The 10,564-nt window shown below is 57.8% G+C and carries 10 protein-coding genes; 6 read left to right on the top strand and 4 right to left on the bottom strand.

Annotation, left to right across the window (positions count from 1 at the left end):
- The 4 genes from rpsB to VAE48_RS13865 all read right to left on the bottom strand — a co-directional run.
- On the bottom strand, positions 1-709 hold a 709-nt coding region (gene rpsB, locus VAE48_RS13880), incomplete at its 3' end, for a 30S ribosomal protein S2 (protein WP_322793924.1).
- A 161-nt stretch (positions 710-870) separates the two neighbouring features.
- A complete protein-coding gene (locus VAE48_RS13875) occupies positions 871-2,073 on the bottom strand; it encodes an ABC transporter permease (protein ID WP_322793923.1) in 1,203 nt (400 codons plus the stop codon).
- Positions 2,074-2,092: 19 nt separating this feature from the next.
- On the bottom strand, positions 2,093-3,382 hold the full coding sequence (locus tag VAE48_RS13870; RefSeq protein WP_322793922.1) for an ABC transporter permease: 1,290 nt from the start codon (positions 3,380-3,382) through the stop codon (positions 2,093-2,095).
- A 10-nt stretch (positions 3,383-3,392) separates the two neighbouring features.
- On the bottom strand, positions 3,393-4,340 hold the full coding sequence (locus VAE48_RS13865) for an ATP-binding cassette domain-containing protein (RefSeq protein ID WP_322793921.1): 948 nt from the start codon (positions 4,338-4,340) through the stop codon (positions 3,393-3,395).
- 633 nt (positions 4,341-4,973) lie between these two features.
- Here VAE48_RS13865 and VAE48_RS13860 point away from each other — a divergent pair.
- The 6 genes from VAE48_RS13860 (at position 4,974) to VAE48_RS13835 (ending at position 10,381) form a co-directional block, all read left to right on the top strand.
- Positions 4,974-5,933 carry a MoxR family ATPase gene (locus VAE48_RS13860; protein ID WP_322793920.1) on the top strand — a complete coding sequence of 320 codons (960 nt, stop codon included), beginning with the start codon at positions 4,974-4,976 and terminating at the stop codon, positions 5,931-5,933.
- Positions 5,934-5,945: 12 nt separating this feature from the next.
- Positions 5,946-7,325: a vWA domain-containing protein gene (locus VAE48_RS13855; protein ID WP_322793919.1), complete on the top strand. Its 1,380-nt coding sequence runs from the start codon at positions 5,946-5,948 to the stop codon at positions 7,323-7,325.
- Between the two features lie 353 nt (positions 7,326-7,678).
- On the top strand, positions 7,679-7,861 hold the full coding sequence (locus VAE48_RS13850) for a hypothetical protein (RefSeq protein WP_322793918.1): 183 nt from the start codon (positions 7,679-7,681) through the stop codon (positions 7,859-7,861).
- A 129-nt stretch (positions 7,862-7,990) separates the two neighbouring features.
- Positions 7,991-9,043, top strand: coding sequence for an adenosine deaminase (add, locus tag VAE48_RS13845; RefSeq protein WP_322793917.1), 1,053 nt, complete (start codon positions 7,991-7,993; stop codon positions 9,041-9,043).
- 14 nt (positions 9,044-9,057) lie between these two features.
- Entirely contained in the window at positions 9,058-9,834 is a 777-nt protein-coding gene (gene surE / locus VAE48_RS13840) for a 5'/3'-nucleotidase SurE (RefSeq protein ID WP_322793916.1), read from the top strand.
- Positions 9,835-9,961: 127 nt separating this feature from the next.
- On the top strand, positions 9,962-10,381 hold the full coding sequence (locus VAE48_RS13835) for a cyclic nucleotide-binding/CBS domain-containing protein (protein WP_322793915.1): 420 nt from the start codon (positions 9,962-9,964) through the stop codon (positions 10,379-10,381).
- The last annotated feature ends 183 nt before the right edge of the window (positions 10,382-10,564 follow it).

Raw genomic sequence — 10,564 nt, 5'->3', positions numbered from 1 at the left:
CGCCTCCCTCGCCGGTATCCTTGCGCAGGGCTTTACCTTCCAGCACGGCATCGGCAATCTTGGCAACCAGCAGTTTGATGGCGCGAATCGCGTCATCATTCGAGGGAATGACGTAGTCCACCCCGCGCGGATCACAGTTGGTATCCACCAGCGCAATGACCGGAATGTTTTTCAGGTTGGCTTCGTGCACGGCAGTGGCTTCATTGGAAACATCCACAATGAAGAGCAGTTCCGGCGGGCGGGTCATCTTGCGGATGCCGCTCAGGCGGGTTTCCAGACGCTTGATCTCGCGCTCGATCATCAGGGCTTCTTTTTTGGTCAGGCGGTTGATCTCACCGCTGTCGCGCATCCGTTCGAGCCGTTCCAGCTCCTGAATGCGGTCGTAAATGGTCACCCAGTTGGTCAGGGTACCGGGCAGCCAGCGCTCGGTCACATAGGGCATACCGCAGCGGGTGGCTTCTTCCTGAATGGTTTCCTGAGCCTGCCGCTTGGTGCCAACGAACAGCAGAATTCCCCCTTCGGCAACCGTGTTGACGATGACCTGATAGGCCTGGGTGAGGGCTTTGACCGTTTGTTGAAGATCAATGATGTGGATGCCGTTACGCTCGGTGAAGATGTACGGGCGCATGGCGGGGTTCCATTTGTTGGTGCGGTGGCCAAAATGAACACCGCTTTCCAACAAGGCCTTCATGGAAATGATAGATGCCATTTTTGTCTATTCTCCTTTTCGCGTTATTCCTCCGCCTCTTTCAACCCGGCTGCGAACTGCCCGCAGGCAGCACGCCGCAGCCGGTCAAGAAGCGTGCGTGATAAAATTTTGCGTTCCCACCGGAACAGCCGCCCAATCATACCACGATTGAGCGGAATCGTCTAGAAAAATTGCTTGCGGAATCGCACAATCCCAATGGTGAAAAACACCGCCGCATAAGCCAACAACACACCCGCTTCGGGAAGAATGCCCTGCCAGTTTTCGCCGCGCAGTAGCAGGTCGGTCATCCCCAGCATTGCCCAGGTGGTTGGCAGCACCCTGACGATGGATTGCGCCGCCGCCGGAAACAGCTCCAGCGGATACCAGCAGCCGCCCAGCAGCGCCATGACCATGCCCATCAGAATGCTCAGGTTATTGGACTGGGCTTCGCTGCGCAGCAGGGTGCCCATCGTTATGCCAATTGCCGCCGCCGCCAGCGCGGCGCTCACCAGCAGAATTGCCAGCCCAAGCGGCTCCCTGCCCCACGCCACCCCCAGCGCAAGCACCGCAAAGCCGACCAGCAACAACATTTGAACCAGTGCCACCAGCACCTGCCCGCCGATGGTGCCCAGCAGAAAGGTGGCTGCCGAGGTGGGTGTGGTCAACAGGCGCGCCAGCGTGCCGGTCGAACGTTCATACGCCAGCAGGGCAGAAATGCCAAACAAAGGAATGAAAACCCAGGTGATCATTTGACCGGCGGAAGAGTTGGCGCGCGGGTCATACTGCACCGGGTCGGCCGTTTCAGCCCGGCTGATTTCCAGCCTTTCCGGAGTCTGTTCCTGAAAACGTTGCGCCAAAAGGAGGGCACCGTCAAAATAAGCCTGGCGCTCCTCCATCGAAGCAAACGGCTTGCGACTTTCAGCCTGCTGCACGGCAAACTGAGCCGCGTTGATGTTCAAACTGACCTGCCGTAAAGCGGCCTGAACGGAGCGCTGCGCCGAGAGAGCATCCAGATTATTGGGCTGGGTGTGAAATTCCAGCGTTACCTCGCCCTTCAGCAGGTTCTCCTGCGAAGTTTGAGACGGAATGAGCAGCCAGAAGGGGATGGCTCGCTCTCTGAATTTCCGTTCGGCTTCAGCCCGGCTTTTCAATTCCGGGCGAACAAAGGTGGATTTTTCCAGTTCGGCCACAATTTTCTGAGAAAGCGGCGTACCGGCCTCATCCACCACCGGCAGAACGCGGCGAATATCGCCGCCCCCGCCGAAGGTGCCGCCTGCCAGCATGTAGGTAAACACAATCGGCAGGATGAGAAAAAACAGCCACTCTGCCGGACTGGAAAAGCGCAATATCAGGTCTTTCCGAATGATTGCCAGAACTTTGTTCATCGCTCAAACCTCGCAACCCCTATTGAACCAGATCCCGCCGGCGGGAGAAAAGCAGCACCGCCAGAACGAAGAGAAGGCTGCCCATCACCGCCAGACCCAGCAAGGGCCTGCCCAAATCGGCCAGCCTGCCGCCCAGCCCCAGAATGGTAAACCCATCCAATCCCCACGCGTTCGGCGTGATTCGGCTGAGGATACGGACGAAAGCGGGCAGCATGCTCAGGTCAATGAAACTGCCGCCCATGATGCCAAACACCAGCATAATTGCCGAACCGTAGGTGCTGACCTGCCCCGGCGTGCGCGCAAAAGCGGTGATCAGCACGCCCCAACCGGTTGCGGCAAAGGTTGCCAGCAAAATCAGCGCAGCTACACCCCAAAAATCGCCCCAGCGCAGGTTGAACAGCAGACTGCTGCCGCCGATCAGAACGACCAGCTGCAGGACGCCGCTCAGGTAGGTGCCGAACATTTTGCCCGCCAGCACCTGCGCAATACCGGTTGGGGTGGTCAACATGCGCTGCAGGGTGCGCTGACGGCGCTCCGCCAGGAATGAGCGCCCACCGTAGGTGACCGTGAACATCAGGAAGAGCAGCGCCATGCCGGGCGCCATGTAGGCCATCACATCGAAGCGGACGCTCTCCTGTTCCGGCGCGCCAACCACCTTCAAATTCAGCGTGCTGGTTTCCTCAAAAGCGCTCAACTCCTCATCCGATGCCGATTGGAACAACTGGCGCATCTCATCGCCGTAAGCCTGCGCTTCGGCTGGCGAAAGCGCCCCGCTGCTCAGCATTTGAAAGACGGATACCATGCCCATCACCCGTCCCTCTTCCACGCGGCTGATAAATTCGCGCAGGATGGTTTCGATGATGGCAGAACTGGTGGGGCGGGCCGGGTTGGCGTAAAACTGGATTTTGACCGGCTCGGCGGCAATATCAATGACCACAGCCTGCGCCGGAATGACGCTCTGGGTAAAGCCGGCCGGGATAATCACCAGCCCGGCAACCTGATTCTCATCCACGGCGCGGCGGGCGGCTTCTTCATCCTCGACCACCTGCGCATCCAGCAGTTCGTCCAGTTCAGCGGACTGAAGCGTATCCACCAGCGCATTACCCAGCGATTCCCCGTCCCGGTTGATCACCAGCACGGGGATGTTGCTCAGCCCGGAGGACTGCCCGGCCGGTGAAGTCAGCCGGCCGGTGACCAGCGCCATGCCCAGCGTCAGCAAAAAAGGCGCCGCCAGCATCAAGATGATCGCGGCGCGGTCGCGGAAGGCCAGCCGTAAATCTTTGGCAGCAATCAGCAGGATTTTCCTCATCCCGTCCTCCTCAATCGCGCAGCGCGCGCCCGGTTAACTGCAAAAAGACCGCCTCCAGATTCGGCTCCTGAATCTGAATGGTGCGGACTTTCAGATTTTCGGCCGTGCAGACCTGAATAACCGCCGGCAAAATTTCCTCGGCATCGTTGACCAGCACCTGCAGGCTGTGATTTTCGGCAACTACCTGCTGAACGCCGCTCATCGGTTCCAGTTGAGGGATGATTGCCGCCGCGCTTTGATCTTCGCCAAACTGCAGGACAAGGGTTTCCCTTTGACCAATCCTCTTGACCAGTTCGGCCTGCGTGCCGATGGCGATCATCTCGCCGTGGTCAATGATGCCGACGCGGTGGGAAAGTTCCTGCGCTTCTTCCATGTAGTGGGTGGTGTACAGAATGGTCATGCCTGCCTGGCGGTTAAGGTCTTTGACCGTATCGAGAATGGCGCGGCGGGACTGCGGGTCAATGCCCACGGTCGGTTCATCCATGAACAGCAGACGCGGGCGGTGCAGCAGCCCGACCCCAATATTCAGACGGCGCTTCATCCCGCCGGAAAAGGTCTTGACGCGCTGGTTGGCTTTTTCCTGCAGGCCGGTTTGTTCCAGCACCTCCTCACAGCGTTCTTTCAGTTCCCGCCCGCTAAGGCCGTATAACTGCCCCCAAAACTGGAGATTTTCACGGGCGGTCAGATCCTCATAGAGGGCAATTTCCTGCGGGACGATGCCGATCACCCTGCGAACGGCGTACGGTTCGCGCACCACCGAATGGCCGGCGATGAGCGCATCTCCCTCGCTGGGCGGAAAGAGGGTGGAAAGCACCGAGATGGTGGTGGTCTTGCCCGCGCCGTTTGGGCCAAGCAGGCTGAAAATTTCCCCTTCCTGCACCTCAAACGAAATGCCTTTCACGGCGGTCAGGTCGCCGTAGCGTTTGACCAGTTGATTGACCTGCAAAATCGGGTTCATATTTTGCTTCCTGAATAAAAATTGAGGGACACAGTCATTATACGAAGAATACGAGAATTGTTTTCCAATGGTTTCAGATTTAACTTCATCTTAACGTCAGTTCGGCGAAACCATGAACCACTCCACTTGAGCATTTTCGGCCGGGGAGGCGCAGGAGGGGGCCGTGCGGAAGATTGCCGCGCTCGCTGCGCTCGCTCAAAAGGATGACCAAGGTTTACGTCCCTCCACGCGCAGCGATACAAACAAGAATTAATGTCACTCCGAACGCAGTGAGGAGTCTCCCCTCTTGCTTATGGTAGACTGTGCGGGAGATTGCCGCGCTCGCTGCGCTCGCTCGCAATGACGTTAAATCAATAATGTCATTCAGAGCGCAGCGACACAAACTAAATTTAATGTTACTCCGAGCGAAGCGACACTCACCAGTGCTGACGGGAGTCTCCCTCTTTACCACCGACAGGGAGATTGCCACGCTCGCTGCGCGGGTTCTGCGCCTATCCCGAACCGGCGTAAATTAAATCCTTTGCGCAGGGGTGATTTTCTGGTGAATCTGTTACATTAATTAGCCTCGCAGCCCTGATTTATGTTATATTGACATCATTGACCCAATTACGCAAATAATTTACAGGTGTCCCCATGTACCCTTTTGATTCCCCCGACCAACTCAAAAAAGCCTTGCGCGACCAGCAATACATCGCCAGCGAAGAAATTGCCACCGTCCTGTACCTGAGTAAGGCGCTCGGCAAGCCGTTGCTGGCGGAGGGCCCCGCCGGTGTGGGCAAGACCGAACTGGCCAAAGCAATCGCCGGCGCTACCGGTTATGAGCTGATTCGTCTGCAATGTTACGAAGGGCTGGATGAAACCAAAGCGCTGTACGAGTGGGAATACGCCAAGCAAATGCTCTACACCCAGCTGCTGCGCGATAAATTGCAGGACGTCCTGACACAATCCACCAGTCTGCGCGAGGCTGCCGACCGGCTGGCACAGGAGGAGGATGTTTTCTTCTCGATGCGTTTTCTCCTGCCGCGCCCGCTGTTGAAAGCCATCCTCTCTGAAAAACCAACCGTGCTGTTGATTGACGAAATTGACCGCGCCGATGCCGAATTTGAAGCCTTTTTGCTGGAAATTTTGAGCGATTTTCAGGTGAGCGTGCCGGAAATCGGCACACTGCAGGCCGTTCACCGCCCGCTGGTGCTGCTGACCAGCAACAACACCCGCGAATTAAGCGAAGCGCTCAAACGCCGCTGCCTGTATCTTTTCATTGATTACCCCACCCTGGAGCAGGAACTTTCGGTGGTGCGCCTGAAAGTACCCGATTTAGCCCCGCGTCTGGCGCGCGACGCCGTGGAACTGGTGCAGCGCTTGCGAACGATGGACCTGCGTAAATCCCCCAGCATCAGCGAAACGCTGGACTGGGCCAAAGCGCTGGTTTCCCTCAACGCCAGCGCGCTGGACGAACGCACCCTCGAAGCAACCCTCAGCGTGCTGCTCAAACACGAAACCGATTTACAGCGGGCGCGCCGGCTGCTCAACCGCCCGGATGGCGACGACCAGCCGCCCACCCGGCTGCCGCCGCGCCCTCGCTGGCAAAATTGAGCGGAGGCCGTCATGGAACACCGCACAGCCCAATTCATCTCAGCCCTGCGTGCCAGCGGCGTACGCATCAGTCTGGCGGAGAGCGAGGATGCTTTTCTGGCCGTCAAACGCATGGGAGTGCAGGATCGTGAACGTTTCCGCCTCACCCTGCGCACCACGCTGATTAAAGATGCGCGGGATCTGGCGGTTTTCGACCGCCTCTTTCCGCTGTTTTTCCGTTCGGACGAGCCGCCGCCCATGCAGAATGCCGCCGCCAGCCTGACACCGCAGGAAGCCCGCCGGCTGGCCGAAGCCCTGCGTCAATTCACCCAGCGCCTGCAGGAAATGATCGAAAACCTGCTGCAAGGCAAACCGCTCAGCCCGCAGGAACTGGCAGAGTTGAGCAGTCTGATGAACCAGAACATGCAGCTTGACCTGCGCGACCAGAACTGGCTGACCCGCCAGATGGAACAGTGGATGCAGTTTCCCGAGCTACGCCAGGCAATTCAGGAATTGTTGAAGAAGCTGGAAGAAATGGGGTTCAACCGCCGCAAAGTGGACGAGCTGCGGCGGGCACTTCAAAACAACCTGAACGCCTGGCAGCAGCAAATCCGCCGGCAGGCCGGTGAAAGCATTTTACAGCGCATGGCCGAAAACCCGCGCCAGCCGCCAATGGAAGGGTTGCTCCAGCGTCCTTTTCAGATGATTTCACCAGAGGAAATGCGGCAACTGCGGCGCGAGGTGCGTCGCCTGGCCGCCGCTTTGCGCACGCGGCTGGCGCTGCGCATGCGCCGCGCCAAGGCCGGTCAACTGGACAGCAAAGCCACCCTGCGCAACAGCCTGAAATACGGGCATGTGCCGCTGGAGCTGCGCTTCCGCGATCATATTCTCAAGCCCAAACTGGTGGTGATATGCGACATCAGCACCTCCATGCGCTACTGTTCCGAGCTGATGCTCAGCCTGCTGTACGCCATTCAGGATCAGATCAGCCACACCTACGCCTTCACCTTTATCAACCGGCTGGCGTACATCTCGCCTGAATTTGCCCACTTGCCGCCCGAACAGGCCATCGAAAAGGTGCTGGAACGCATGCCGCCCGGCTACTACAACACCGATTTGGGACGCGCGCTGGAGGACTTCTCGCGTGAGTACCTGCACACGCTCGATTCGCGCACCACGCTGATTGTGGTCGGCGACGGGCGCAACAATTACAACAACCCGCGCGTGGATTTGCTGCAGCAATTTGCCCGCCGCGCCCGCACGCTGATCTGGCTCAACCCGGAGCCGGTCTGGTTGTGGGGCAGCGGCGATTCGGACATGCGTCAGTACGCGCCCATTTGCCAGCGCATCTTTCAGGTTTCCAATCTCGCCCAGCTGGCACAGGCGGTAGATCAAATGCTGCTGCATGATTAAGACAAACGGGCAATTGTGTATGGCTTTCTCAAAGTTCCTTGATAACCCTGAAATTTTGTATCGAACCTTGAATTGCCGCAAAACAACCCCCACCCACCTCCCCCAATATCGCAGAAGCGATATTGGGGGAGGCGCAGGAGGGGGCCAAATCGCTCGATTGGACGAATCCCTGGATTATTCCGAATAGACATCGGTCAGCGTCGGCCGGCTGCTGTTTGACCGTTTTCGACTTTGAGAAAGCCATCGGCAACTGTGCAAAGCATCTTGACAAATCGGATAATTATCATAGAATTAGTTTAGTACATTTTATCGGCTAAGTTTCCTGTCCCAATTTTGCCAGAAGGAGAATCACCATGTCCGGACATCAAGATACCTGTGGATGCGGCGGTAACTGCGGTTGCAGCACCGAGCACGGCGATATGATCGCCTTGACCCGCGATGATTACATCGAACGGCTCGAACAATACCTGCGCGATTTGAAAGCCGAAATGGAAGCCGTAGAACGCGAACTGCACATGCTCAAGCAGATGGCATAAACCAGACCGCAGTTTACAAAAGACCAACAGCCGCCCTTCCGGCGGCTTTTTTCATCCGGCAGAAAACCGATTTATGATAGAATTGTCGCAATCGGGGAAAAATCTCCGCGTCTGACAGGAGGGTGAAGGATGGGCTGGTACGCAGCCGCCCCACAAGCAACCTACTACGAAAGTATGCCCAAGGTGGAACTGCACCGCCATCTGGAAGGCTCTCTGCGGCTTTCCACCCTGCGGGAAATTGCCCGCCAGCAGCAAATGCCCCTGCCGCAAGATGCCGGACTGGCGGGATTGGTGCAAATGCAGGCGGATGAACCACTCAACTTCCAGAATTTTCTGGCAAAATTTCAAACCCTGCGCCTGTTCTACCGCACGCCGGAAATCATCCAGCGCATCAGCCGCGAAGCGGTGGAAGATGCGGCTCGCGATCAGGTACGCTACATGGAATTGCGTTTTACGCCGGTGGCGCTCAGCCGCCAGCGTGGATTTGCACTGCGTGAGGTGATGGCGTGGGTATGTACGGCGGTTCAACAGGCCAGCCGCGATTTCAACCTGCCGGTGCAGCTACTGGTTTCCATGAACCGGCACGAGCCGGTTGAACTGGCCGAAGAAGTGATTGCTCTGGCGGTGGAGTTTCGCCAGTATGGGGTAGCCGGCATTGACCTGGCAGGAAACGAAGCCGAATTCAATGCCGACCCGTTTTTGAGTCTGTTCCGCGAGGCGCGCCGCGAGGGATTGGCGCTTTCGGTGCATGCCGGCGAGTGGGGCGGGGCGGAGAACGTGCGTCAGGCCATTCAAGAATTTGAGGCAGACCGCATCGGGCACGGTGTGCGCGTGCTGGAAGACGGGGCGGTGGTGCGCATGGCAGCCGAGCGGGGAACCGCTTTTGAGGTGTGCATCACCAGCAACGTCCAGACCGGGGTTGTGCCTTCCCTCAAACACCACCCCCTGCCGCGCATGATCGAAGCCGGCTTGAATGTCACCATCAACAGCGATGACCCGGGTATCTCCAACATCCGGCTCAGTGATGAATACCGGGCAGCCTGCGAGGAACTCGGACTCACCCGGCTGCAACTGCAGGAGCGTGTGCTGGCGGCTGCCCATGCCGCCATTTTACCCGCACCCGAAAAAGGGGCGCTGGCTCGGCGCCTGAAAATTGAAATGGATATTTTAGAAGAAATCTGAATCGAGGCAGGTTTATGCATATTCTGGTCACCAACGATGACGGCGTGTTTGCGCCGGGACTGCTGGCATTGGCGCAAGCCGTGCGCCCCTTCGGCAAAGTCAGCGTGCTGGCCCCCGACCGCAACTGGTCGGCTTCCGGGCATGTCAAGACCCTGCACCGCCCCCTGCGGGTAAAAGAGGTGCAGCTGGCGGATGGCAGCCCGGCCCTCGCCAGCGATGGCGCACCTTCCGACTGTGTTGCCCTGGCAGTGCTGGGCATTCTGCCCGAGCCGATTGATCTGGTCGTTTCCGGAATCAACCCGAATGCCAATGTCGGGCATGATGTGACCTACTCCGGTACGGTCACCGCCGCCATGGAAGGCGCAATCTGGGGGCTGCCTTCGCTGGCTTTCTCGCTGGATCGCAACGAGGAAAACAATCACACCTTGCATTACGAAACCGCCGCAGCGGTGGCTGCCCGGCTGCTGCCGCTGGTCATTGAAAACGGCCTGCCGCCGCATGTGCTGCTGAATGTCAACATCCCCAATCAGCCGCTCAGCGCCATCCGCGGCTGGATGGTCACCCGCCTGGGATTGCGCATTTACCGCGATGAGTTAATTCGCCGCGAAGACCCGCGCGGCAAGCCTTACTACTGGATTGGCGGCGATGAACCGACCGGTTTGCCGGAAGAAGGCACCGATATTGGCGCGCTGGCCGGCAATTATGTTTCGGTAACGCCCGTGCAGCTCGACTTGACCGCTCATTCGGCGCTGGACGGACTGCGCGCCTGGCATTTTCCGGATTTGAGTTAACTCCGCTTGTGGCTTGCCAAGCCGTTGCTTTTTGCTATACTTGATTCAGGCTGGTTTCCAGTTCGGCCCTCAGCGCAAACTATCCTTCATTCACACCTTACCTATCCCTGTAAAGGAGAATTTGAACATGCAAAATACCGTACGCGCCTGGATGAACGATCTGGTGGTCTTCGTTGATCCGGAAAGTCCGGTGCTGGATGCGCTCAGCACCATGCGCCGGCGCTATATCAACAGTTTGATTGTCAAGAAAACGGAGGAAAGCCCCGAATACGGCATCGTCACCTCGATTGATGTCTGCGACAAAATCGTCGCGCAGGGCAAAGACCCCTCCAAAGTCAAAGTCAAAGAAATTATGAGCTCGCCGCTCATCACCATTTCACCGGAAATGACCATTGCCGAATGCGCCCGCGTGATGAAAGAAAAACGCATTCATCACCTGCCGGTGGTGGATGAGCAAGGCACGGTCATCGGTATGATCTCTGCCAATGATTTTCTGGTAATTGCCGAAACTATGGGACGCGGAGACGGTGAACGACTGCTCTCGTAACCTGCGGCTTCCTTTCCGACCCGCCTGCTGAAAATTCAAAACCGAAAAAACCAGCGCATTGAGTATAATTAACGTCAATTCGGGATAAATCATTTTTACATCAACTTTTTTCGAATTTTCGTCCCCCTCCCGCCTCCCCCAAAATCGCAGGGGCGATTTTGGGGGAGGTGCAGGTGGGGGTAA

Source organism: Bellilinea sp. (assembly GCF_034432615.1).
Lineage (GTDB): Bacteria > Chloroflexota > Anaerolineae > Anaerolineales > Anaerolineaceae > Bellilinea.
The sequence above is the reverse complement of the archived record's forward strand: the minus strand, read 5'-3'. Positions and strand labels throughout refer to the sequence as shown.